Origin of the sequence: Roseovarius amoyensis (genome assembly GCF_003260265.1) — a bacterium.
Classification (GTDB): Bacteria; Pseudomonadota; Alphaproteobacteria; order Rhodobacterales; family Rhodobacteraceae; genus Roseovarius; species Roseovarius amoyensis.
In genome coordinates this window covers 69,485-92,799 of sequence record NZ_QITQ01000001.1, presented here as the reverse complement: position 1 = coordinate 92,799, position 23,315 = coordinate 69,485, and the positions used below count along the sequence as shown (strand labels likewise).

Genomic DNA, 23,315 nt, shown 5'->3' with positions numbered 1-23,315 from the left:
TGGATAACGCCCTATCTGGTCGGTCACGCCAATTTTGTCAACGCGGAAAGGCCCATGGCCGAGAACCGATCCAACCTGACCGAAACCGCCTTCAAGGCCGTCACCGGCGACGGGGCGGCCAAACAAGGCGCGCCAGAGGGTGAGGCGGGCAACTTCTTTCGTCACGTGCTGTCGCTGGCGATGACCAAGAGCGGCGATGGGCTGATCGACCCCAAGCTGGTCCTGTCGTGGCTGCTGACCAATGCCGGCGTGCCCTCGGTTCTGATCGGGCTGCTCGTGCCCATCCGCGAGGCCGGCGCGCTGTTACCGCAGATCGTCATTTCCAACCGGATCATGGCCTGGCAACGGCGCAAATGGGCCTGGGCGGGGGGCAGCGTGGTGCAGGGGCTGGCGGTGGCGGCGATCCTGGGCGCGGCGTTGCTGATGTCGGGCTGGCCGCTGGGCCTGGCGGTTTGCGCGGCGCTGGCGGTCTTTGCCGTCGCGCGCAGCTTTTGCTCTGTCTCCTACAAGGATGTGCTGGGCCGCACGGTTGCCAAATCGCGGCGCGGAACAGCGGCGGGGCTGGGGGCGTCGGTGGCGTCTGCCGGCGTGATCGCGTTCGGTGCTGTGCTGCTGTCGGGCGTGGCCGAACGCGCGTTGGTGGTGCATCTGGCCCTTGCGCTGGCGGCACTGCTATGGCTCGGGGCGGGCGCGGTCTTTGCCGGGATGAACGAACCCCGCGCCGAACCCGAAGCGCCAAGGCCCAATCCGTTTCGCCAGTTCGGCGTTCTGCGCGAGGACCGCCAGCTCTTGCGTTTTGTTCTGGTGCGCGGCTGCCTCGTGGCCACCGCCCTGGCGCCGCCCTATCTGATCCTGATGGCGTCGGACCAGGGCGAGTCCGGTTTCCGGCATCTCGGGCTGCTGTTGTTTTCCTCTGCCCTTGCTTCGCTGATTTCGTCCTATGCCTGGGGACGCTTCGCCGATATCTCCAGCCGGCGCGTGCTGATTGCGGCGGGGGTCATCGCGGGTGTCGTTCTGTCGGCGGCGGCCCTTGCCGGCTGGGCCGGGGTGGTGGGAACGCTTTGGGTTCTGCCCGCGCTCATGTTCGCCTTGATGGTTGCCTATCACGGTGTCAGGAACGCGCGCTCGACCTATCTGGTCGACATGGCGCCCGAGGACAGGCGCGCCACCTACACGGCGGTCGCCAATACCGCCATCGGTCTTATCCTCTTTGGCGGTGGTGTTTTCGGCCTGATCGCGTCCGCGCTGGGGACCGTCGTCGTGGTGGCCGGTTTCGCGGTGTTGAGCTTTGCCGGAGCGGCCCTGGCCTGGGGCCTGGGTGAGGTTGAGACCTGTGCAGGGTGATTGCTTTCGCCGAAAGAGCGGTTAGGACAGGACGCGGACCTAGTATAAAGGAGCGCCCGCCATGCCTGACCACCTGACCACCGCCGCCGGTCGCAAGATAGCCTATCACCGGCGGCAGGGCAGCGCGCCGGGGGTGGTGTTCCTTGGCGGCTTCAAGTCCGACATGGAGGGCACCAAGGCGGTGCATCTGGATGAGTGGACCCGCCGGACCGGGCGCGCCTTTCTGCGGTTCGACTATTCCGGGCACGGGCAATCCTCTGGCGAATTCACCGAAGGGGCCATTGGGGATTGGGCCGAAGACGCGATGGCGGCGGTTTCGGAACTGACCGAGGGGCCGCAGGTGCTGGTGGGCTCGTCGATGGGGGGCTGGATTTCGCTGCTCCTGGCCCGCGCCATGCCGGACCGTATCGCCGGGCTGGTCACGATCGCCGCCGCGCCGGATTTCACCGAGGATTCGATGTGGGCGGGCTTTGACGCCGAACAGCGCCGGGCGCTGGCCGACGCGGGGCAGGTGGCGCTGCCCAGCGAATATGGCGAGCCCTACATCATCACCCGCCGCCTGATCGAGGACGGGCGCAACCATCTGGTTCTGCGCTCACCGCTGAACCTGCCGTTTCCGGTGCGCCTCCTGCAGGGCACAGCCGACCGCGATGTCGAGATGTCGGTGGCGCTGCGGCTGCTAGAGCACGCGCAGGGTGACGACATGCGCCTGACCCTTGTTTCGGGCGCCGATCACCGCTTTTCCGACCCTGATTGCCTGGCGCTGATCGTCGCCTCGGTCGAGGATGTGATCGCGCGCGCCGGGCGGGGCTGATGTTCATGCAGCGGCGCAGGCGCTGGCCCCGGCGGCTGGCGCTGGGGCTTGGCTCGGCGCTGGGGGCGCTGTTCCTGTTGGGGCCTTACGAGCAGGTCGAGATGCCTGGTCGGTTCGATGCCAGCCAGTTGCGGGGCGGGGTCGGCCCCTACCTGGCGGCGCAGGAGGCGCGCTTTGACGACATCCGACCCGGCGCCGAAAAGCGCGTGATCTGGTACGGGCTCGACGAGGTGCCGACGCCGCTGTCGGTTGTCTATGTTCACGGCTTTTCCGCCACCTCGCACGATCTTGCCCCGGTGCCGGAACGCGTGGCGCAGGCGCTGGGGGCAAACCTGGTGCTGACCCGGCTGACAGGCCACGGCCGCGACGGCGCGGCGCTGGGGCGGGTTCGCGCCGGAGACTGGATGCGCGACATGGCCGAGGCGCTGGCCGTCGCCCGCGCGATAGGGCACGAGGTGGTCGTGATCGCCACCTCGACCGGTGGTACGCTGGCGGCGGTTGCGGCGCTCGACCCCGAGATGATGCGCGACGTCAAGGGCATCGTCCTGGTGTCGCCCAATTTCGGCATCAACCATCCCGCCGCGCCGCTGCTGCGCCTGCCGGCCGCGCGCTATTGGCTGCCGCTTGTTGCCGGGCGCACCCACACAACGCCGCAGCGAAGTGAGGCACAGGCGCGTCACTGGACGCTCAGCTATCCCACCACGGCCCTTTTGCCGGTGGCGGCGCTGGCGGCCCATGCGCGGGGGCTGGACTATGGCCGGGCAACGGTGCCGGCGCTGTTCCATTATTCGCCGCAGGACCGGATCGTGCGCACCGACCGGACCGACCGAGTCGCCGCGGCCTGGGGCGGGCCTGTCACCCGCGTGGCGCCCGGGCTGGGCGAAGGTGTCGATCCGGCGGCGCACATGGTCGCCGGCGATGCGCTGTCGCCCGCCAATAGCGGCGCGGCTGTGGCGACGATCCTCGACTGGGTGCGCGCGCTGGAATGACGCGGCTGGGCGCATGGGCGGTTGATTCCCGACGCTGCAATCGTCAGTCTCGGGGCGTAACGGGAAAAAAGGGGCCATAGATGCAGGAACCACTCGTCTTTCTGCCGGGCATGATGTGCGATGCACGGCTGTTCGCGCCGCAGCTTGCCGAATTCAGCCGCGACCGGGCGGTGACGGTGGCGCCGGTGACCGGCGGCGACCGGATGGAAGAGATCGCATCCAGCCTGCTCGACGTGCTGCCGCGGCGCTTTGCGCTGGCGGGGCTGTCGATGGGTGGGATCGTGGCGATGGAGCTGTTGCGCCGCGCGCCCGAACGCATCACGCGTCTGGCCCTGATGGGCACCAATGCGTTGTCGGAAACCCCGCAAAGCGCCGCGGGCTATGAGCCGCTGATCATCAAGCTCAGGGCTGGGGCGGTGGACGAGGCGGTGCAGGCCGTGATCGGGCCGGAAACGCTGGCCCCCGGGGCGGGACGGATGGCGGTTCTGGCGCGGATGGCAGAGATGGCGCATGCGGTGGGGGCAGAGGCAACCATCAGGCAGGTGCGCGCGCTTCAGCGGCGACGCGACTACCAGGCGGTGCTCAGGCGCTGCCGGGTGCCGGCGCTAGTGCTGTGCGGGGCCCATGACCGGCTGACGCCCGTCCGCCGGCACGAGCTGATGGCCGGGCTGATCCCCGATGCCGAGTTGCTGGTAATCGACGAGGCCGGCCACCTGCCAGTGCTGGAGACGCCCGAGGCGGTAAACGCGGCGCTGGCCGGCTGGTTTGCCCGCCCGCAAGCGGCAACAATACCCGCGGCGGATGACTGAACAGGAGTATTCGCTGCGCGGCCGCATCCGGCACACGCGCCGACGGGTTCAGGTCTGGGCCAGGCGCAACCTGCCCCCCGGTGTGCGGCTGCTGGCCGGCATCCTGCTGATGTTTGGCGGGGTGGTCGGGTTCCTGCCAGTGGTTGGATTCTGGATGCTGCCGCTGGGCCTGGCGGTGGCGGCGCTGGACATCGCGCCGCTGTGGCGCTGGATCACGGGGCGCCAGCGCTGGCGCGAACGCTAGGCGCTGTCGCTTCCGGTCAGACGGCGCTCAGATGGGCGCCCTTGGCGGCCTTGCTCTTGCGCGGCTTGGTGCGGTGGCGCGGCGCAGGGGCTTCGGAGTTGGCGTCGATGAATTCCAGCACCAGCGGGCGGATGTTCTCGCGCCATGCCCGACCGGCGAAAATGCCGTAATGGCCGGCATTTGGTTCGACATAGCTGGCTTTCTTTGCGTCCGGCAGGCCGGTCAGCAGGTCAAGTGCGGCAACGCATTGACCGGGGGCGGAAATATCATCCTTGCCGCCCTCGACGGTCTTGACCGCGACGCGGGTAATGGCGCCGATATCGACCTTGTGCCCGTCCACCACGAATTCGTTGCGCGCGATTTCACGCCCCTTGAAGATGCGCTCGACGGTCGACAGGTAGAACTCTGCCGTCATGTCCATCACTGACAGGTATTCGTCGTAGAACTTGTTGTGGGGGTCGCGGTCACTGGCTTCGCCTTGGGCCACGCGCGAAATCTGGTTGGCGAATGCGTGGCCATGGCGATCGGCGTTCATCGAGATAAAAGAGGCCAGTTGCAGCAGGCCGGGATAGACCTGACGCCCGACGCCCTTGTACTTGTACCCGACCCGCTGGATCATGGTTTCCTCAAGCTGGCCCATCGTCACCCGGCGGCCGAAATCGGTGACGTCGGTCGCCGCGGCATCGGGGTCGATGGGCCCCCCGATCAGGGTCATCGAACGCGGCTGCGCGTCGGGGTCCAGCTCGGCCAGGTAGGCGGTGGCGGCCAGTGTCAGCGGCGCCGGCTGGCAGACCGCGATCACGTGCAGGTCGCTGCCCAGTTCGCGCATGAAATCGACCAGGTAGAGCGTGTAATCCTCGATATCGAACTTGCCGGCCGATACGGGGATGTCACGGGCGTTGTGCCAGTCAGTGATATAGACTTCGCAGTCGGGCAGCAGCGAGCGCACGGTTGAACGCAGCAGCGTGGCATAATGCCCCGACATCGGCGCGACCAGCAGAACCCTGCGATCCATGTCGTCGCGGCCCTGCACGTCGAAATGGATGAGGTCTCCGAACGGGCGCTCAAGCACCGTCTCGACGCTGATCAGGTGGTCGCGTCCGTCCTCGCCGGTGATCGATTCGATTCCCCAGTCGGGCTTGCAGACCATCCGTTCGAAGGTGCGTTCGGTGACTTCGCCCCATGCGGCCATCCACTGGAAAGCGGGGTTTGGCACCATGCTGAAAACCGGGTAAGATGCCATCGACAATGCCGTGGCACCAAGCCATTGGTTGGTATTTCGGAGGGTTTCCATTAGGTCGTAGGTCATCATGTAGCGCATCGCTATCTCCGGTTGCCGGCCCTGCCGGTTCAAAAACGGCACTGCCCCTCCGATCAGGCGGCGCCATGCTGCAAAGCAGAAACTTAGGGGAAATATTGGAAAATGGCAACGCACGACAACGTGTCGGCCCAAAACCTGGAAAAGCTCAACCGTAATCTTGAACGGGTGGAAGAGCTGTCGCAGCGCCTTGTGCAGGCGTTATCGGCGCGCAATCCCGCCAACCCCACGCTGAACGGACCCTCGCCCGAATTGATCACCAGGGCGGCGACGTCCTACTGGCAGGAGATGTTCGAGAACCCTGGCCGGATCTACGAGCACCAGCTTGAATACTGGGGCAGGTCGGTGCGCCATTTCCTGGAGGCACAGCAGGCGCTGGCCCAGGGCAAGCCGCCCGAAGCGGCCGAGGAAGAGACCGACCCGCTGCACGATGACAAGCGGTTTTCAAACCCGCTTTGGAACACGCATCCCTATTTCCGCTATATCAAGGCGCAATACGCGCTTAACAGGCAGGCGATCGAGGATGCGGTCTCTGCGCTCGACGACCTGGACGACAAGGAAAAGCGCCGGCTGGAGTACTTTTCAGGCCAGATCGTCGACATGATGAGCCCGACCAATTTCCTGGGCACGAACCCCGACGCGCTGGAAAAGGCGGTCGAAACCGAAGGCGAAAGCCTGGTCAAGGGGCTTGAGAACCTCATCAACGATCTCGAGTCCAATCGCGGCGAAATGGTCGTGCGGCTGGCCGATGACAGTGCCTTTGAGCTGGGTGAGAACATCGCCACCGCCCCCGGCGAGGTGGTCTATCGCAACCGGATGTTGGAGCTGATCCAGTACGCGCCGACGACCGAAACCGTCCATGCCACGCCGCTGATCATCTTTCCGCCCTGGATCAACAAGTTCTACATTCTCGACCTCAAGGAAAAGAACAGCCTGATCCGCTGGATCACCGATCAGGGCTATACGCTGTTCGTGGTGTCCTGGGTCAATCCCGACAGCACCTATGCCGACACCGGGCTTGAGGACTATGTCGAGGACGGGTTCCTGGCCGCGATCCGCGAGGTCAAGGCGATCACCGGCCAGAAACAGGTCAATACCATCGGCTATTGCATCGCCGGCACGACGCTGCACCTGACGCTGGCGCTGTTGGCCAAACGCGGCGACAAGTCGGTGAAGTCGGCCACGTTCTTTACCGCGCTCACCGATTTCTCGGACCATGGCGAGTTCATGCCGTTCCTGCAGGACGATTTCGTTGACGGGATCGAAGAGGAGGTTGCCGCGCAGGGCATTCTGCGGTCCTTCATCATGGCGCGGACGATGTCGTTCCTGCGCTCCAACGACCTGATCTATCAGCCGGCGGTGCGCAGCTACATGATGGGGGAAACCCCGCCCGCCTTTGACCTGCTTTACTGGAACGGCGACGGCACCAACCTGCCGGGGCGCATGACGGTGGAATATCTGCGCGGGCTCTGCCAGCGCAACGAATTCGTCGAGGGCGGGTACGAGCTGTTTGGCGAAAAGCTGCATATAAGCGATGTGAAGGTGCCGCTTTGCTCGGTGACCTGCCAGAACGACCACATTGCCGCGTGGAAGGATTGCTATCGCGGCTTTCAGCAGACCGGCGCGAAGAACCGAACTTTCATTCTGTCGGAATCGGGCCATATCGCCGGTATCGTCAACCCGCCCGGGCGCAAGAAGTACGGCCACTACACCAATGACGACCTGAGCCTTGACAACGATGGCTGGCTGGGCGGCGCGAGCTTTCACGAGGGGTCATGGTGGCCGCGATGGGAAAGCTGGCTGCGCAAGCGGTCCGGCAGCATGATTCCGGCGCGTCAGCCGGGCGATTCGGAGCATCCGCCCATCGCCCCGGCGCCCGGTACCTATGTGCGCAAGAAGGCAACCACCTGAAAATACGCCAATTCCGGTTTGCAATGGGCGGGTTTTGCTGCACTGCAGAAAAAACCTTGAAATGCTGCAGTGCAGCATGTATATATCTTGCAGACGCATAAAAGACGGGCATCGGCCCGCGGAACCCAACAAACCAAGGATACCGAAAATGGCCAAGACCCAAGACTTCAACACCGTGATGAAAGACATCATGGGCGCATTCCCCGTCGACACCAAAGCGATGGAAGATGCTTTCAAGAACCAGGCTGCCCTGAACGAAAAGCTTTCGGGCGTCGCCCTGAGTGCTGCCGAGAAATCGGCCGAGATCTCCAGCAAATGGACCAAGGAAGCCCTTGCCAAGCTGGCTGAATTCTCGAAAGCCAAGGCGGAGCCGGCCGATTACGCCAAGGCCATGACCGACTTTGCGTCGGCCAACGCCGAAGCGGCCGCCGAAAACATGGCTGCCTTTGCCGAGGTCGCCAAGAAGGTTCAGATGGACACCGTCGAACTGATGATGGCCGCCGGCAAGGACCTGCAGGAAGACGCCAGCAAGGCCGTCAAGAAAGCCACCGACGAGGTGACTGCTGCTGCCAAGAAAGCCACCACCGCAGCCAAGTAAGGCCGGTGTGAAACGGACGGATCATCCTGCCTCCTCCTCCTCCCTGGCAGGAATGGTTCGGGACTGGGCGAGCGCATTGCGCTCGCCCTTTCTTTTTGCGCCGCAGCGGTCTAAGCTTCGCTGCAGCGCTGCATGATGGGAGGTACCGCCATGGCCCAATCCGAAAAACCGCTTCTTATCAAACGGTACGCCAGCCGGCGGCTCTATAACACCGAGACGTCCGATTACGTCACGCTTGAGGATATCGCCGAGTTCATCCGCGATGGCCGCAACGTGCAGATCATCGACCTCAAATCGGGCGACGACCTGACCCGGCAATACCTGCTGCAGATCATCGCCGAACACGAAAGCCGGGGCGAAAACATGCTGCCGGTCAACGTGCTCAACGACCTTGTGCGCAGCTATGCCACGCAGGCCACCTCGATGGTGCCTGAATTCCTGGCCTCCAGCTTTGATATGCTGCGCGAGAGCCAGGCCCAAATGATGGAAAAGATGACCAAGGCCAACCCACTGGCGACGATGCCGGGGATGGAGGCGATGCGCGCCCAGCAAGAGGCGTTTCTGAAGGCGATGACCGGACAGATGGCCGGCATGGGCACGACCCCCGCCACCTCCGCAGACGAGGACGGCGACGTCGGTGGCGAGGATCTGGACGAAATCAAGCGCCAGCTGGCCGAATTGCAGCAGAAACTCTCGAAACTGGGGAAATAGCAGGGGCCGGCGGATGGTCGACAGCCCCGGGCGCATAACCCTTTGGGGGATAGAGGTGTTCATGGCGGCTGCCGATGAACGCTCGATTTCCGCCGCGGCCAAGCGGCTGGGCGCCAGCCCCTCGGCCGTCAGCCAGCAATTGACCAACCTCGAAAGCGCGGTGGGCGCGACGCTGCTGCAGCGCAACGCGCGCCCGGTGCGCCTGACGCCGGCGGGTGAAATCCTGAAACGGCGGGCGCAGGTCATCCTGAACGAGGCCGCGCAGGCGCGCGCCGAGTTGGCGATGTCGCACCTGTCGATGCTCACCCGGTTTCGCCTGGGCATGATCGAGGATTTCGAGGCCGACGTGACCCCCTCGCTGCTGACCCACATGGCGGGTGAGCTGAAAAGCTGCCAGTTCCTGCTGGAAACCGGTGCCAGCCATTACCTTTATGACCTGCTTGAGGCGCGCGAACTGGACGTGATCGTCGCCGCCGAACTGGGCACCGCGCATGACTGGGTCGAGGTGCATCCGTTGCTGCGCGAGGGCTTTGTCGCCGCAGCGCCGCGCGGAAAGATCGACCAGGGCGGCGATGTGCTGCGTCAGCTCAAGCGGCTGCCGCTGATCCAGTACACCCAGCGCCATTACATGGGGCGGCTGCTGACCGCGCATCTGGTGCGCCAGAATTTCAACCTGCCGCACCGGTTCGAGCTGGACAGCTATCACGCCATCTTGGCGCTGGTGGGGCAGGGCGAAGGCTGGACCATCCTGCCGCCGCTGGCGCTGATGCGGGCCAATCGCCTGGCCGGCAAGATCGACGTGATGGAACTGCCGTTGGAACCGCTTTACCGGACCATCAGCCTGACCGCGCGCAAGGACATCCTGCAGGACATGCCCGCCCAGGTCGCCGACACGCTGCGCCCGATCCTGTCGGAACGCATCGTCGGCCCCGCCATCGCGCAATATCCGTTTCTTGAGGGTGAACTGACGCTGTTGTGACGCCTGATGCAAGCCGGTGGGGGGGCGCGACCGGCGCGTGGGGGCAAGTGCCCTCAGGTGCCGTAAACGCGCGCCTCGCCCATCACCTCGGCAGCGGCATCGACCAGCGTCCCGGCGATGAAATCCAGCTCTTCGCGGCCCAGCCGCGCCGGCAGGCGGGTGTCGCAGGCGCGCATCAGCATCGCCCGCGTGCGCGGCAATTCGGGCGTTCCGCCGGGCAGGAACTGCCAGTTCCAAAAGGCGCGGGCATTGTCGGTGGACTGGCCAAAGACCTGCACGTTGACCCCGCGCGCGGCCGCCGCGCGGGCAAAGGCGCGGGTGTCGTCCTCGTCCATGCCGACAAGGTTGAACTGGATCGAATCCGGTGCGCGCTCTTCACGCTCCAGCTTTTGCGGCACCTCCAGCCACGGGCTGGCGTTGAGCCGCGCCGCGACGTGGTCGTGATTGGCGCGGCCCTGGCGCACCCGGCGCGGGATCTCGGCTATCTGCGGGCGGATGATAGCAGCCGACAGGTTGTTCATCCGCATGTTGTAGAGCGGCAGTTGGTTCTGACAGCGGGCGAACGCGGCCTCCAGGTCGGGGTCGGTCAGATGCTTGGCCCAGTTGTGTTCATAGGCGCCCGACATGATCACCGCCCGCGCGATCAGGTCGGGATCGTTGCTGATCATGATCCCGCCCTCGCCGCCATTGACCAGCTTGTAGGACTGAAAGCTGAAGCAACCGATGCGCCCGATGGTGCCGATGTTGCGCCCGCCCCAGGTGGTGCCCAGCGAATGCGCGGCATCCTCGATCACCGGGATGTTGCGGGCGTCGCAGGCGGCCATGATCCGATCCATGTCCGAGGTATGCCCGCGCATGTGGCTGACGATCACGGCGTCGATGCCGGTGTCGATCCGGGGCTCGAAATCATCCATGTCGATGCGGTAATTCTCGCCCACCTCGCACAGCACCGGCACGCAATCGGCATGCACCACGGACGAGGGCACCGCCGCAAAGGTAAAGGCCGGGATCAGCACCCGCGCATCGCGCGGCAGGTCCAGCGCCTTGAGCGACAGGAAAAGCGCCGCCGAACAGCTGCTGACAGCCAGCGCATAGCGCGCGCCGATGAAGTCGGCAAAGTCGCGCTCCAGCAACGTGACGGGCGCATCCTGTGGCGCGGTATAGCGGAACAGGTCGCCGTTGCCGAGCATCCGGTCGATCTCGGCCCGGGCGGCATCGGGGATCGGTTCGGCGTCATAAACGTTGGGGGCAAGGGCCATGTTCACATTTCCTGAATAGTCTCTTCGGATTTTCCGAAAACCTACACCGGATCACCGACGCTCAAAAGCGGATTTTTTGCGTGTGTGCCTGTTCGGCAAGGCCCCGCCGTGTCAGACACCCAGCCGGTCGCGCAGCGAAAACCACGTCATCGCCAGCACCAGCAACGGCGTGCGCAGCCCCGCGCCACCGGGGAAGGGGCGGGTGGGGATGCGCGCCATGGTGTCGAACCCCTCGGCCTGGCCGGCGATGGCGTCTGCCATCAGCTTGCCCGCATGGGTGGCGGTGCCCAGCCCGTGGCCGGAATAGCCCGACGCGTTCAGTATGTTGGGTGCCAGCCGCGCCAGGTAGGGCAGCCGTCTCATGGTGATCGCCAGCGTGCCGCCCCAGGCATGGTCGATGCGCACGTCGCGCAGGTGCGGAAAGATCTCGGTCATCGGCTTGCGCACCGTGGCGGCGATGTCGCGGGGAAAGCGGTAGCCATAGCTTTCGCCGCCGCCGAACAGCAGCCGCTTGTCGGGGCTGAGGCGGAAATAGTTGATGACGAAACGGGTATCGGCCACGGCGACGTCGCGGGTCAGCACGCGGTCGGCATCATTGCCCAGCGGCTCGGTGGCGACGACGAAATTGTTGATCGGCATCACCCGCGCCGCCACGCCACCGTCGAGCCCGCCGAGATAGCCGTTGCAGGCCAGAACGACATGATTTGCCGTCACGCGCCCCTGGCCGGTGCGCACCGTTGCCGGATCGCCCCGGTCGATATGGTGCACCTCGGTCATCTCGTGGATGCGCACGCCGGCCTTTTGCGCCGCGCGCGCCAGGCCAAAGGCAAAGGCCAGCGGGTTGAGATGCGCCGCCCCCATATCCAGCGTGCCGCCGACATATTTGGGCGACGGGCACAGCGCCTGTGCCGCGTCGCGGTCGAGTTTCTCGATCTGGTCATAGCCATACCGCCCGGTCAGGAGTTCGGCATACCGCTGCTCGTCCACCGCCTCGCGGCGGGTGAAACCCAGATGGGCGATGCCGGGGCGCAGGTCGCAGTCGATGCCGTGACGCGCGATCAGGTCCTTGACCAGCGCCTTGGCGTCCTCTGCCAGCGTCCACAGCTTGTCGGCATCCTCGCGCCCGACCAGCTTTTCGATCTCCGTCTGCTCGATGCGCTGGCCGCTGCCCAACTGCCCGCCATTGCGCCCCGAGGCGCCGAAACCAACGCGGTGCGCCTCTAGCAGCACCACGTCGTACCCGCGCCCGGCCAGGTGCAGCGCCGCCGACAGCCCGGTAAAGCCCCCGCCGATCACGCAGACATCGGCGCGTGTTTCGCCCTTCAGCGGCGCGCAAGGCTCGGGCGCGGGCGTGGTGGCGGCGTACCAGCTGGGGGGGTAGGTCCCCGGCCGGTCGTTGGAATAGAGCAGGTTCATGCTGTCATCCTTCCCCGAATGGTCTCGCCGGGGGCCGACCGCCGCCCGGCCATGTGACCTAGACGTTGAGCAGCAGGTGCTCGCGCTCCCACGGGCTGATCACCTGCAGGAATTCCTCGTATTCGGCGCGCTTGACGGCGGAATAGACGCGGGCAAAGTCCGGCCCCAGCAGCGCGTGCAGGTCGCTGGCCTGTTCGAACAGGTCCAGTGCGGTGCCCTGCACGTTGGGGATGTCCAGCTCTCCAGCATAGGCGTCGCCGTGGAATTCCGGCTCTGGTTCTATCGCGCCCGCCAGCCCCAGCAGACCGCAGGCCAGGCTGGCGGCGATGCCCAGGTAGGGGTTGCAATCCATTCCCGCCAGGCGGTTTTCAACCCGCCTTGCATCGGGTGGCGACAGCGGGATGCGCAGCCCCGTGGTGCGGTTGTCGCGCGCCCATGCCAGGTTGATCGGCGCGGCGTTGTCGCGCACGTAGCGACGGTAGGAATTGACGTAGGGCGCCAGCACCGCGATGACCGAGGGCAGGTGTTTTTGCAGCCCGCCGATGAAGTGGCGAAGGGAATCCGTTTCCTCGTCATCGGGACCGGCAAAGACGTTCCTGCCCGTTTGCATGTCCAGAACCGAGTGATGGATATGCATGGCGCTGCCGGGTTCGTCGGCGATGGGCTTGGCCATGAAGGTGGCGAAACAATCGTGCCGGATCGCCGCCTCGCGGATCATCCGTTTGAAATAGAACACCTCGTCGGCCAGCTTGACGGGGTCGCCGTGGCGCAGGTTGATTTCCAGCTGCCCGGCGCCGCCTTCCTGGGTGATGCCGTCGATCTCGAACCCCATCGCCTCGGCGAAGTCGTAGATATCGTCGATCACCGGGCCGAATTCGTCGACCGCGGTCATCGAATAGGCCTGGCGCGCGGCGGCGGGGCGGCCGGAGCGGCCCACCATCGGCGCGATTTCGCGCGCGGGGTCGAGGTTGCGCGCGATCAGGTAGAATTCCATCTCGGGGGCGACCACGGGTTCCAGCCCGCGTTCGCGGTACATCTCGACCACGCGCTTGAGCACGTTGCGCGGGCAGCAGGCGATCGGGCCGCCGTTGCGGTCGGCGGCGTCGTGGATGACCTGTAGCGTCCAGTCGCCGGTCCAGGGCGCGGCGGTGGCGGTGCTCAGATCCGGGGTCAGCACCATGTCGCGTTCGATAAAGCCCTCTTCGCCGGCGGCCTCTGCCCAGTCGCCCGTTATGGTCTGGAAAAAGATCGAGTCGGGCAGGTGGAAATGCTTTTGCCGGGCGAACTTGCTGGCCGGCACCGCCTTGCCGCGGGCAATGCCGGGCAGGTCGGCGATGATGCATTCCACCTCGTCCAGCCGGCGCCCCTCCAGATAGGTCTGCGCGGCCTCGGGCAGGGTTTCGATCCACTCGGACATCTCAGCGCTCCTTGAGCAAGAATTCCGCCATCCGGTCGGCGAACCGGTCCGCGTCTGTGGGGGTGTCAAGCCGGGCTTCGGCGTTTGCCAGCAGGTCATCGGGCACCACGCCGCGCCCGCGCAGGCGGATCAGGTCAGCCAGGATCGGGGCGGCGAATTCGGGGTGCGGCTGTATCGTCAGGATGGTGTCGCCATAGATCAGCGCGGCGTTGGCGCAAAAATCGGACGAGCCGATCACGCGCGCGCCCTCGGGCACCTCGACCACTTGGTCCTGGTGCCAGGCGTTGAGCGCCATGTCCTGGCCGTCGATGCGGTATTCCTTGCGGCCCACCGACCAACCGCCGGGATATTTCACCACCTTGCCACCCAGGGCCTGCGCGACGATCTGGTGCCCGAAACAGACACCGATCAGCGGCCGGCCCGCGGCATGGACGGCGCGGATGAATTCCTCCAGCGGTTTGATCCAGCGGTGATCCTCGTAAACGCCGTGCTTCGAGCCGGTGATCAGCCAGCCATCGCATTCCTCGGGGCTCTTGGGCAACTGCCCGCCTTCCACGTCGTAGTTGACGAATTCAAGGCCGTGCCCGTCCAGCAGGCGGGCGAACATGGCGTCGTAATCGCCATGCGTTTCGTGAATAGCGTCGGCGGCGTGGCCAGTCATCAGGATGCCGATTTTCATTCATCACCTGAAATTTGATCAAATTAACGATACCGCAGGTCCGGTCCCCTGGGCAAGTTCCCTCATGCGCAGTCTATACCGTGCCGAGATAGGTTTTCCACTGCTCGGCCAGTGGCACCCCCTGCATCAGCTGCATTTCCTGGCGCTTTGTCATGACCAGGTTGCGGATCATGCCGGGGGAAAAGATGCGCGTGACGGCGGGGTCGGTTTCGAACAGGTCGATCGCCTCGGCCCAGCTGGGGGCCAGTTGGGGCAGGTCCGCCTCGTAGGCGTTGCCGGTGATCGGGGCAGGGGGGGCAAGGTTGTCGTCGACCCCGGTGATCGCCGCGCCCAGAACGGCCGCGAACATCAGGTAGGGGTTGATGTCACCACCCGCCACGCGATGTTCGATCCGCCGCGCGGCCGGCGGGCCGCCGGGAATGCGCAGCGCCGCGGTGCGGTTCTCATAGGCCCAGCAGATCTTGGTGGGGGCATGCTGTCCCGGCACCAGCCGGGCATAGCTGTTGGCGTGGGGGGCAAAGATCAGCGTCGTCGCCGTCATCGCCGACAGACAGCCCGCAACGGCGGCATGCAGCGTGGCCGTCCCGCCGGGGCCGCCATCGTCGAAAACGTTGCGCCCATCCGCGTCGAGGACCGAAAAATGCATGTGCATCCCGTTGCCGGCGTCGTCGTCAAACGGCTTGGCCATGAAGGTAGCCGCCATTCCCTGGCGCCGGGCAAGCCCGCGCACGAGCGCCTTGAACAGCCAGGTGTCGTCGGCGGCGCGCATCGCGTCCTGGTGGTGGAGCGTCACCTCGAACTGGCCGATCCCGGCCTCGCTGGTGATGGTCTGGGCGGGGATGCCCATCGTCGCGCAGCCGTCATAAAGCGCCGACAGGAACCCGTCAAAGGCGTCCATGTGGTTCATCGACAGGATGCCCGGCGCGGAGCTGCGCCGCCCGGTCTGGGGGTTGCGCACCGGCGCCAGCGCGTCGCCGCTGTCATCGACCAGGGTGAATTCCAGCTCGGTCGCGGCCTGCACCTGCCAGCCGCGAGTGGCGTAGCGCTCCAGCACGGCCGCCAGCGCATGGCGCGGATCGCCGTCGAAGGGGGTGCCGTTGTCCAGGTGCATCACCATTGGCAGCAGTGGTTGCGCCACCTCCAGCCAGGGCAGTGGCACCGGGCAGCGCCCCGTGGGCCGCAGCACCCCGTCGGCATCGCCGGTTTCGAACACCAGCGGCGAGTTTTCGATATCGGCCCCGGTTATGTCGAGGTTGAGCGCCGAAAGCGGCATCCTGACCGCGCCCTCATCCAGCTTTTCGGCATAGCTGCCGGGCACCCGTTTGCCGCGCATCTGCCCGTTAATGTCGCAGGCCGCGACACGAATTGTCTGGTATTCTGCAAGCTCCATGACCTGCCCCGCCGCCGGTTTCGTTCTGGTTCGGCATCAGTCTATGGTCAAATCGGGATTGCCGCCAGTATGATTTGATCAAATTCCAGGGCCGTGGCCCCGCACGGGGACGAACGAGATGGCCAGCCTGCACCGGTCCTGCGGGGGCATCATCATTGACACCCCCGCAGTGATTGCCGCTATCCCGCTGGGGTCAACTCCGGTCGGCGTATCAAAGACCCGCTCAGATGAATGCAAAGATGCTTCGGACACGACAGCGCTTGCGCCTCTCGCCCGGGGTATCGCCAGCAAACAGCTTGATAGCCTGCTCGCCGCGCATTTGCCGGCCGATCCGCATGTAATAATCAGTATCGATAGAGCCATCAGGGCGGTATTTGATCGCGTCGGTCATAGTCTCGTCCTTTCATTGACAGCAACCATCGAAACATGAACCGGCCTGCACCGCTTGAAGGTGGCCTTGCGAAACCCTTGTGATTCCCTTGTCATTTCACTGTGAGACTGATTTTTCTTGCGGACAGGGTGGGAACACGCCTTAGCTGGTGCATGATCCACCGTTTCGCAGATTGCGTCCTGGACACTTCGCGGCACGAATTATCCCGTGGGGGCAAGCCGGTGCATTTGGAGCCGCAGGTCTTTCGACTGCTGGCGGTCCTGGCCGGTTCCGGCGGGGCGGTTATCAGCAAGGACGAACTGATCGACGAGGTCTGGGACGGGCTGAACGTTTCCGATGCAACGGTCAGCGCCCGGATAAGCGCCGCAAGGCGCGCCGTGGGTGATGACGGCCAGGCGCAAAGGATCATCCGGACAATCCCGAAGCGCGGCATCCAGATGGTCGCCGAGACCGAGACAGGGGATAGCGCGCAAACTGCTGGTGCGGTGGCTTGCCATGCTGCGCCGGCGATCCGTTTCACGAAGTCATCGGATGGCGAATTGATCGCATATTCCCATCACGGGGAAGGCCCGCCGCTGGTCCGCGTCAGTCACTGGCTCTCGCACTTGGAACTGGACTGGGACAGCCCCGTCTGGGCGCCATTGCTTTCCCGGTTGGGGCAGAGTTCCACGCTCTATCGTTACGACCAGCGGGGCACGGGGTTGTCTACCCGTGACGTGAGCAACCTGACCCTCGATGCGTTTGTCGACGACCTGAAGGCGGTGATGGATGCGAACGAGTTGGAAAGGCCCGCCATCTTCGCCGCATCGCAGGCGGTGCCGGTGGCGATCCGATTTGCCGCGCGTTACCCCGACAGGGTCAGCCGCATGGTGCTGTATGGCGGTTTTGCCGTGGGGCGCATTCATCGGCAAGCGGGTCCGGGTGAGATCGATGAAGAGACCATTCTGGGACTCATCCGTGCCGGTTGGGGGCAGGAGGACGGAGCCTTCCTGAATGCCTTCAGCGCGCTTTTCATACCGGATGCGACGCCAGAACAGGTGCAGAGCTTTGTCCGGATTCAGAACAAGTCGATTTCGCCGGAAAACGCGGCCCTGCAACGTATGGCGGTGGATCGGTTCGTGGTGGAAGACGACTTGCCGAAGGTCACCGTGCCGGTGCTCTTGGCGCATGCGCACGCAGATGCGATCAACCCGGTATCGCAAAGCCGGATGATGGCGGCGCGCCTGCCGGATGCACGGTTCATGTTGCTCGACTCGCGTAATCACGCGCCGCTGCCGCAGGAAAAAAGCTGGGGCAAACTGGTGGATGCCGTGATTTCGTTCTGTGCCGAAGGGGCGGGGCCGGGGCTTTAGCCTGACGTTTTCCGCACCGGGCTGCGGTCGGGCAACGCGATGTTGGCCACCTGTTCGGAAATCGGATCGTTCGACAGCGGGTGCAGCCGGGTGTGGTAATCGGCCGGGTCGCGCATCTTTTCCCATTCGCCGCCGGCATAGACCTCGAGCCCGGCAAAGGAGGCCTTGTAGCCCATCTTGGGGCTGTCGGGCACCCAGTAGCCCAGGTAGACAAAGGGCAGCCCCGCCTCGCGCGCCATCTCGACATGGTCGAGGATGATATGGGTTCCCAGCGACTGGCGCGGCAGGCCGGGCTCGTAAAACGAATAGACCATGCTGACGCCGTCATCCAGCACGTCGGTCAGGCACACCGCCTGCAGCGATCCGGTCTCGCGGTTGGTGTATTCCACCACCCGGGTGCGGATCGGGCTTTCCTCGATCATGGCGGCAAATTCGAAGGCATCCATGTCGACCATACCGCCATTGGCGTGACGCGCGGCGAGATAGCGGCGAAAGAGCGCGTATTGTTCCTCGGTAGCCCAGGCCGAGTTGGCGCGCCGGTCAAGATGGCTGTTGCGCCTGAGCGTGCGCCGCTGGCCCTTGGACGGGGAAAACGCCGCCACGTCGATACGCGCCGACAGGCATGCCGAGCAATCGGCGCAAGAGGGCCGGTAAAGCACGTTCTGCGACCGCCGAAAGCCCTGTTTCGACAGGCTGTCGTTCAGGCGCTTGGCCTCGGGCCCCTGCAGAGCCGTGAACAGCTTTCGCTCCATCCGCCCCTCAAGATAGGGGCAGGGCTGGGGCGCGGTCACGTAGAACTGCGGCGCGATCGGCAGGGTGTGGCGCATAAAGCCTCGTCAAATTCGCTTTCATCAAAAGATAACAACGATGCCCGCACCCGCCAAGTAGGAAAGCGGTGCGAAATCAGGTCGCGGCGCGACGATTGAGCGCGACCGTTCCCAGTATGTGGTCGCTCAGGCCCTGGCCGCGGGCGGTGGTCAGCATCAGCACGATGGACACGACCTGCAGCAGAAAGAACGCGCAGGACACGGTAAAGCCCAGCGTGTGCAGGAACGCCATGCCCAGGTCGAACCGCGCCCCCGAAACGGTGCGGAACTCTATCGCCACCAGCCGCATCCCCCAGGTGGCCGAGCCGCGCGCCAGCGTCACCACGCGATAGGCAAAGCCCACCACCAGCATCAGCACGGGAAAGAAGAAGATGCCCGTGAACGCGGTGAAGGGCAGGATCAAAAGACAGATAACCGCCACCAGGATGGTGTCGGCGACCCAGGCGATCAGCCGCTTGGCGGGGACGTCGGCGTAGAATTCCGCCTGCGTCACCGGATCGGGGATATGCCAGCTGTAATCGCTCATGATCCTGTCCATAAAAGCCGGGACCGGCCCGGGCAAGCCCGGACCGGCGGCGGTGTCCGGCTCAGCCGGCCCTGGGGGTGTCGGCGCCGGTTTCGGCGTCGCCCTGAGGTTCGGCAGCGGCGGCGCTGGCGCGGTCGTCCATGAACTGGTCGAACTCGGCCTTGTCGCGGGCATCCCGCAGGCGTTGCAGAAAGGCCTCGAAATCGGCTTGTTCGTGTTCGAGACGGGCCAGCGTCTCGGTCCGGTAGGCGTCGAACGCGGAGTTGCCGGTGGTGCGGTCCAGGCCGGCGCCACGATGGCCGCAGCGGCGGCGATGGGATGAACAGATCATTTTCTTGCCCCAGATCATGTAGGCGAGAAGGGCAAGGCCGAGCGGCCAGAACAGGATGAAGGCGACGACCATGGCCGCGATCCAGGCGCCCTTGCCCTTGCGGTCGAGCCACGCCTCGGCACGGGAAAGCCAGCCGGAAAAGCCCGTGGCATGGGGAGAGGAAGAGGCGAGCGTGTTCATGCAGTGGTCCTTTCGAGAGTTGCGGATCAAATGTAAATGTCTTTCACATTACATCAGATCGGAACTGCCCGGCCGGTTTGCAAGGGGGAATGTGAAGGTTTTTTACATTAAGAAGGCAAAGCCACGTTTCTCAGTGGAAATACGGGGGCTCCGCCCCCGCGCCCCCGGGGTATTTCCAACCAGAAAGAAGCAGGATCAGGCGATGAAATTCGCCTCTTGCGCCCCGGAAAGGCGCAGCAGGTCGGCCGGGGCGGCGGGAAAGACGTGCCGCGGCGTGCCGGCGGCGGCCCAGACGGTGTCGAATTCCATGAGCCGCGGGTCGAAGAAGGTGCGCGGCGGGGTCAGGTGGCCGATGGGGGCCACACCGCCGATCACGAAACCGGTCTGCGCCCGGATCAGTGCGGCGTCGGCCTTGTCCAGCGCCTCGCCTGCCAGCGCCGATGCCTTGGCTGGGTCGACCCGGTTGCCGCCGGCGGTGATGAACAGGATCGCCGCGCCGCTGTCCTGCCCGCGAAAGATGATCGACTTGGCGATCTGGTCCAGCGTGCAGCCGATCAGGTCGGCCGCCGCCTGCGCCGTCGCCGCCTGGCCGACCTCTCGGGGGATGCTGTCGAGGCCGCCATCGGCAAGCGCGCGGATGACTCGTTTGAGACTTTTGGACATGTGGGCCGCTCCTTTCTCGTCATGGTCTTTGCCTGGACCGAACCGGTGGCATTGACCAGCCCGGCCGCTCTTGTATCACTGGCGAAATGAAATTCGTACCCCGCATGACCCGCTGTCCCCGCCCGTATGACCCCGAACAGGGGGACGAGGCGCGCGCGCTGGCCGCAGGGCTGGCGCCGGAACTGGCCGATCTGATCGAGGGCGCGGCCGGATGCAGCCCCTTTCTGAAAGGGCTGGTCGAGGGGGAACGTGACTGGCTGGAAGAGGCGCTGTCCGACCCAGAGGCGGCGTTCGATGCGGTGCTGGCAGAGGCGGGCGAGGCAGCGCCGGACGCGGCGCCCGTGGCGCTGAGGCAGGCCAAGCGGCGGGTGGCGCTGCTGCTTGCGCTGGCCGATCTGGCGGGCGTCTGGCCGCTGGAAGAGGTGACAGGCCGGCTGACCCAATTCGCCGACCTGGCAGTGGGCGTGGCGCTGCGAGCGGGGCTGGAGCCCGAGATACGGCGCGGCAAGCTGCCCGGCATGGGCGAGGCCGACCTGGCCGAGGCCGGTGGCATGGTGGTGCTTGCGATGGGCAAGATGGGCGCGGGAGAGCTGAACTACAGCTCGGACATCGACCTGATCTGCCTGTTTGATGAAACCCGGTTCGAGCGTGACGATTTTCACGATGCGCGGTCGGCCTTCGTGCGGGCAACGCGCAAGATGGCTGCCCATCTGGGTGACCGCACGCCCGAGGGCTATGTCTTTCGCACCGATCTGCGGCTGCGTCCCGACCCTTCGGTCACGCCGGTCTGCATGGCGATGGCGGCGGCGGAAACCTATTACGAAAGCCTTGGGCGCACATGGGAACGCGCCGCCTATATCAAGGCGCGTCCCGCCGCCGGCGACATCGCGGCCGGTGAACGGTTTCTCGACGTGTTGCGGCCGTTCGTGTGGCGCAAGCACCTGGATTTCGCCGCCATCGAGGACGCCCACAACATGCGCCTGCGCATCCGTGCCCACAAGGGCGTGGGCGGGGCGCTGAACCTGCCCGGCCATGACATGAAGCTGGGCCGGGGCGGCATCCGCGAGATCGAGTTCTTTACCCAGACACGGCAGTTGATCGCGGGCGGGCGCGACCCCGATCTGCGGGTGCGCGGCACCTGCGAGGGGCTGGAACGGCTGGCCGAACAGGGCTGGGTGCCGGGGGATGTGGCCGGGATGCTGGCCGGGCATTACCGCTTTCACCGCGAGGTCGAGCACCGCTTGCAGATGCTGCGCGACGAGCAGACCCACAAGCTGCCCACGACGGACGAAGAGTTCGCGCGCCTTGCGGCCTTCATGGACCGCGACCAAGGCGGGCTGGAGGCAGACCTGCGTGACCGACTGTCAGAGGTGCATGACACGATCGAGAGTTTTTTCGCCCCTTGCGATGCCCAAGGGGGCGCATCGGACCCGGCGCCCGCGCCCGATGCCGGGCTGGACCCAGAGATCATCGCGCGCTGGCCCGACTACCCGGCGCTGCGTTCGACCCGGGCTGTGGAGATATTCAACCGCCTCAGGCCCGAGATTCTGTCCCGGCTGGCCCGGGCGGTGGAACCCGCGCAGGCGCTGCTGACGTTTGACAGCTTTCTCAGGGGGTTGCCGGCCGGAGTTCAGGTTCTTTCCCTGTTCGAAGCCAATCCGCACCTGGTCGATCTGCTGATCGACGTCGCCGGCACTTCGCCCCGGCTGGCGGAATATCTGTCGCAGAATGCGGGGGTTCTGGACGCGGTTATCGCGGGGGATTTCTTTGCCCCCTGGCCGGGCGATGCCGTCTTGCAGGCGGATCTGGCAGAGCGGCTGGCGCATGAAGAGGATTACGAACGCAAGCTCGACACCGCACGGCGCTGGGCCAAGGAATGGCATTTCCGCATCGGCGTGCATCATCTGCGCGGGCTGACCGGCACGGCCGAGACCGGCGCGCAATATGCCGATCTTGCGGCGGCGGTGATCGGGGCGCTGTGGCCGGTGGTCGTCGCGCAGTTCGCAACCAAGCATGGCACCCCGCCGGGGCGCGGCGCGGTGGTGGTCGGAATGGGCTCGCTGGGCGCCGGGCGGCTGAATGCGGGCTCCGACCTGGACCTGATCGTGATCTACGATGCTGATGGCGTCGAGGCGTCAGAGGGCCGCCGCCCGCTGGCGTCGCGCACCTATTACGCCCGCCTCACCCAGGCGCTGATCACCGCGCTCAGCGTGCCGATGGCCGAGGGGCGCCTTTACGAGGTCGACATGCGGCTGCGGCCGTCGGGCAACCAGGGGCCGGTTGCGACAGGCTGGGGCGCGTTCCGGGACTATCAGCGCAACGAGGCGTGGGTGTGGGAACATCTGGCGCTGACCCGCGCCCGCGTGCTGGCGGGGCCGGATGATCTGGCCCGCGATGTCGAGGAGTTCCGCCGTGCCCTGCTGGCGGAAAAGGGCGCGCGGGACCGCGTGCTGCCGGGGGTGGCCGACATGCGCCGCCGCGTCGCCGAGGCCAAGCACCCGGCGGGGCCGTGGGATACCAAGCTCGGCCCCGGCCGGTTGCAGGAGATCGAGCTGGTGGCGCAGGCCGGCAGCCTGATGGCGGCCGAACCGGCCCGCGACGTGATGGCCGGACTTGACGCATGTGTCGCTTGTGGGTGGCTGGATGACGCCGGCAGGGACGCGTTGGCGCGCGCCTTTCGGCTTTGCCGGGCCGTGTTGCAGGCGGCGCGTCTGCTGTCCGACCGGCCGCTTGACCCCAAGGGCATGGGCGAGGGCGCGCTGGCGTTCCTGCTGCGCGCCACGGGCGCGGAAACGCTGGCCGATGCGCAGGTGGAACTGGAAGAGGCGACAGGCCGGGCGGCGGCGGTGATCGACGCCGCGCTGGCAGGGTATGAAGGGAAGCAGGAATGAGCAGGACACGCGATCCGCTGGATGCCAAGGGGCTCATACACGAGGCCTATCGTATCGACGGCATTCCCGAGGCAGAGTGCCGGTCGATCTTTCTGGACTGGGCGCTGTCGCTGCCCGACGGGCAGGATGTGGGCACGGCGATCAACATCTACCTGTCCCGGCACGCGGCGGATTTCCCCGACCACCCGATGACTTCGGTTCTGCGCCAGGGGCTGGAACGCGCCGAAACTCCGCGTCGTCGCGGCGGCTGGCGGTCGCGCAACCGCGACTGACCGG

General features: G+C 65.7%; 23 protein-coding genes. 12 read left to right on the top strand and 11 right to left on the bottom strand.

The window, feature by feature from the left end; all coding sequences use genetic code 11:
- Positions 1-54: 54 nt before the first annotated feature.
- The 5 genes from DL899_RS00410 to DL899_RS00390 all read left to right on the top strand — a co-directional run bounded on the left by DL899_RS00410 (position 55) and on the right by DL899_RS00390 (position 4,200).
- Positions 55-1,344, top strand: a complete 1,290-nt coding sequence (locus DL899_RS00410) for an MFS transporter (protein ID WP_111731791.1) — start codon at positions 55-57, stop codon at positions 1,342-1,344.
- Between the two features lie 61 nt (positions 1,345-1,405).
- Positions 1,406-2,158, top strand: a complete 753-nt coding sequence (locus DL899_RS00405) for an alpha/beta hydrolase (RefSeq protein WP_111731790.1) — start codon at positions 1,406-1,408, stop codon at positions 2,156-2,158.
- A 5-nt stretch (positions 2,159-2,163) separates the two neighbouring features.
- Positions 2,164-3,147, top strand: a complete 984-nt coding sequence (locus DL899_RS00400) for an alpha/beta hydrolase (RefSeq protein WP_111732063.1) — start codon at positions 2,164-2,166, stop codon at positions 3,145-3,147.
- Between the two features lie 80 nt (positions 3,148-3,227).
- Positions 3,228-3,956: an alpha/beta fold hydrolase gene (locus DL899_RS00395; RefSeq protein WP_111731789.1), complete on the top strand. Its 729-nt coding sequence runs from the start codon at positions 3,228-3,230 to the stop codon at positions 3,954-3,956.
- Positions 3,949-4,200 carry a hypothetical protein gene (locus DL899_RS00390; protein WP_239494548.1) on the top strand — a complete coding sequence of 84 codons (252 nt, stop codon included), beginning with the start codon at positions 3,949-3,951 and terminating at the stop codon, positions 4,198-4,200. The genes DL899_RS00395 and DL899_RS00390 overlap by 8 nt, the downstream gene beginning before the upstream one ends.
- 16 nt (positions 4,201-4,216) lie before the next feature.
- Here the strand turns inward: DL899_RS00390 and phaZ are convergent, their stop codons facing one another.
- The gene (phaZ, locus tag DL899_RS00385) at positions 4,217-5,521 is read right to left on the bottom strand and encodes a polyhydroxyalkanoate depolymerase (protein WP_111731788.1); all 1,305 of its coding nucleotides are present in this window, start codon (positions 5,519-5,521) and stop codon (positions 4,217-4,219) included.
- A gap of 102 nt (positions 5,522-5,623) precedes the next feature.
- Here phaZ and phaC point away from each other — a divergent pair, with 102 nt between their 5' ends.
- The 4 genes from phaC to DL899_RS00365 all read left to right on the top strand — a co-directional run bounded on the left by phaC (position 5,624) and on the right by DL899_RS00365 (position 9,717).
- Positions 5,624-7,429, top strand: a complete 1,806-nt coding sequence (gene phaC, locus DL899_RS00380; RefSeq protein WP_111731787.1) for a class I poly(R)-hydroxyalkanoic acid synthase — start codon at positions 5,624-5,626, stop codon at positions 7,427-7,429.
- 148 nt (positions 7,430-7,577) lie between these two features.
- A complete protein-coding gene (locus DL899_RS00375) occupies positions 7,578-8,027 on the top strand; it encodes a phasin, PhaP (protein ID WP_111731786.1) in 450 nt (149 codons plus the stop codon).
- Positions 8,028-8,177: 150 nt separating this feature from the next.
- Positions 8,178-8,738: a polyhydroxyalkanoate synthesis repressor PhaR gene (gene phaR / locus DL899_RS00370; protein WP_111731785.1), complete on the top strand. Its 561-nt coding sequence runs from the start codon at positions 8,178-8,180 to the stop codon at positions 8,736-8,738.
- A 13-nt stretch (positions 8,739-8,751) separates the two neighbouring features.
- Positions 8,752-9,717 (top strand): LysR family transcriptional regulator, encoded by a 966-nt coding sequence (locus tag DL899_RS00365; protein WP_111731784.1) that lies wholly within the window; start codon positions 8,752-8,754, stop codon positions 9,715-9,717.
- 53 nt (positions 9,718-9,770) lie between these two features.
- Here the strand turns inward: DL899_RS00365 and DL899_RS00360 are convergent, their stop codons facing one another.
- The 6 genes from DL899_RS00360 to DL899_RS19265 all read right to left on the bottom strand — a co-directional run bounded on the left by DL899_RS00360 (position 9,771) and on the right by DL899_RS19265 (position 16,269).
- A complete protein-coding gene (locus DL899_RS00360; protein ID WP_111731783.1) occupies positions 9,771-10,976 on the bottom strand; it encodes a DegT/DnrJ/EryC1/StrS family aminotransferase in 1,206 nt (401 codons plus the stop codon).
- Positions 10,977-11,087: 111 nt separating this feature from the next.
- Positions 11,088-12,392 (bottom strand): NAD(P)/FAD-dependent oxidoreductase, encoded by a 1,305-nt coding sequence (locus tag DL899_RS00355; RefSeq protein WP_111731782.1) that lies wholly within the window; start codon positions 12,390-12,392, stop codon positions 11,088-11,090.
- A 58-nt stretch (positions 12,393-12,450) separates the two neighbouring features.
- Entirely contained in the window at positions 12,451-13,809 is a 1,359-nt protein-coding gene (locus DL899_RS00350; protein WP_111731781.1) for a glutamine synthetase family protein, read from the bottom strand.
- A gap of 1 nt (position 13,810) precedes the next feature.
- Positions 13,811-14,488, bottom strand: coding sequence for a type 1 glutamine amidotransferase (locus tag DL899_RS00345; protein WP_111731780.1), 678 nt, complete (start codon positions 14,486-14,488; stop codon positions 13,811-13,813).
- 73 nt (positions 14,489-14,561) lie between these two features.
- Positions 14,562-15,878, bottom strand: coding sequence for a glutamine synthetase family protein (locus DL899_RS00340; protein ID WP_111731779.1), 1,317 nt, complete (start codon positions 15,876-15,878; stop codon positions 14,562-14,564).
- 223 nt (positions 15,879-16,101) lie between these two features.
- The gene (locus DL899_RS19265) at positions 16,102-16,269 is read right to left on the bottom strand and encodes a hypothetical protein (protein WP_162685446.1); all 168 of its coding nucleotides are present in this window, start codon (positions 16,267-16,269) and stop codon (positions 16,102-16,104) included.
- A 221-nt stretch (positions 16,270-16,490) separates the two neighbouring features.
- Here DL899_RS19265 and DL899_RS00335 point away from each other — a divergent pair, with 221 nt between their 5' ends.
- On the top strand, positions 16,491-17,621 hold the full coding sequence (locus tag DL899_RS00335) for an alpha/beta hydrolase (RefSeq protein ID WP_162685445.1): 1,131 nt from the start codon (positions 16,491-16,493) through the stop codon (positions 17,619-17,621).
- On the opposite strand, the gene DL899_RS00330 is transcribed toward DL899_RS00335, so the two are convergent.
- The 4 genes from DL899_RS00330 to DL899_RS00315 form a co-directional block, all read right to left on the bottom strand.
- On the bottom strand, positions 17,618-18,448 hold the full coding sequence (locus DL899_RS00330) for an arginyltransferase (protein ID WP_111731777.1): 831 nt from the start codon (positions 18,446-18,448) through the stop codon (positions 17,618-17,620). The two genes, DL899_RS00335 and DL899_RS00330, sit on opposite strands and share 4 nt — an antisense overlap.
- 76 nt (positions 18,449-18,524) lie before the next feature.
- Positions 18,525-18,974 carry an RDD family protein gene (locus DL899_RS00325; protein WP_111732061.1) on the bottom strand — a complete coding sequence of 150 codons (450 nt, stop codon included), beginning with the start codon at positions 18,972-18,974 and terminating at the stop codon, positions 18,525-18,527.
- Positions 18,975-19,035: 61 nt separating this feature from the next.
- On the bottom strand, positions 19,036-19,485 hold the full coding sequence (locus tag DL899_RS00320; protein ID WP_111731776.1) for a DUF2852 domain-containing protein: 450 nt from the start codon (positions 19,483-19,485) through the stop codon (positions 19,036-19,038).
- Positions 19,486-19,680: 195 nt separating this feature from the next.
- On the bottom strand, positions 19,681-20,148 hold the full coding sequence (locus tag DL899_RS00315) for a YbaK/EbsC family protein (RefSeq protein WP_111731775.1): 468 nt from the start codon (positions 20,146-20,148) through the stop codon (positions 19,681-19,683).
- Positions 20,149-20,234: 86 nt separating this feature from the next.
- Between DL899_RS00315 and DL899_RS00310 the strand changes: the two genes are divergently transcribed.
- On the top strand, positions 20,235-23,039 hold the full coding sequence (locus DL899_RS00310) for a [protein-PII] uridylyltransferase family protein (RefSeq protein ID WP_111731774.1): 2,805 nt from the start codon (positions 20,235-20,237) through the stop codon (positions 23,037-23,039).
- Positions 23,036-23,311, top strand: coding sequence for a hypothetical protein (locus tag DL899_RS00305; RefSeq protein WP_111731773.1), 276 nt, complete (start codon positions 23,036-23,038; stop codon positions 23,309-23,311). The genes DL899_RS00310 and DL899_RS00305 overlap by 4 nt, the downstream gene beginning before the upstream one ends.
- The last annotated feature ends 4 nt before the right edge of the window (positions 23,312-23,315 follow it).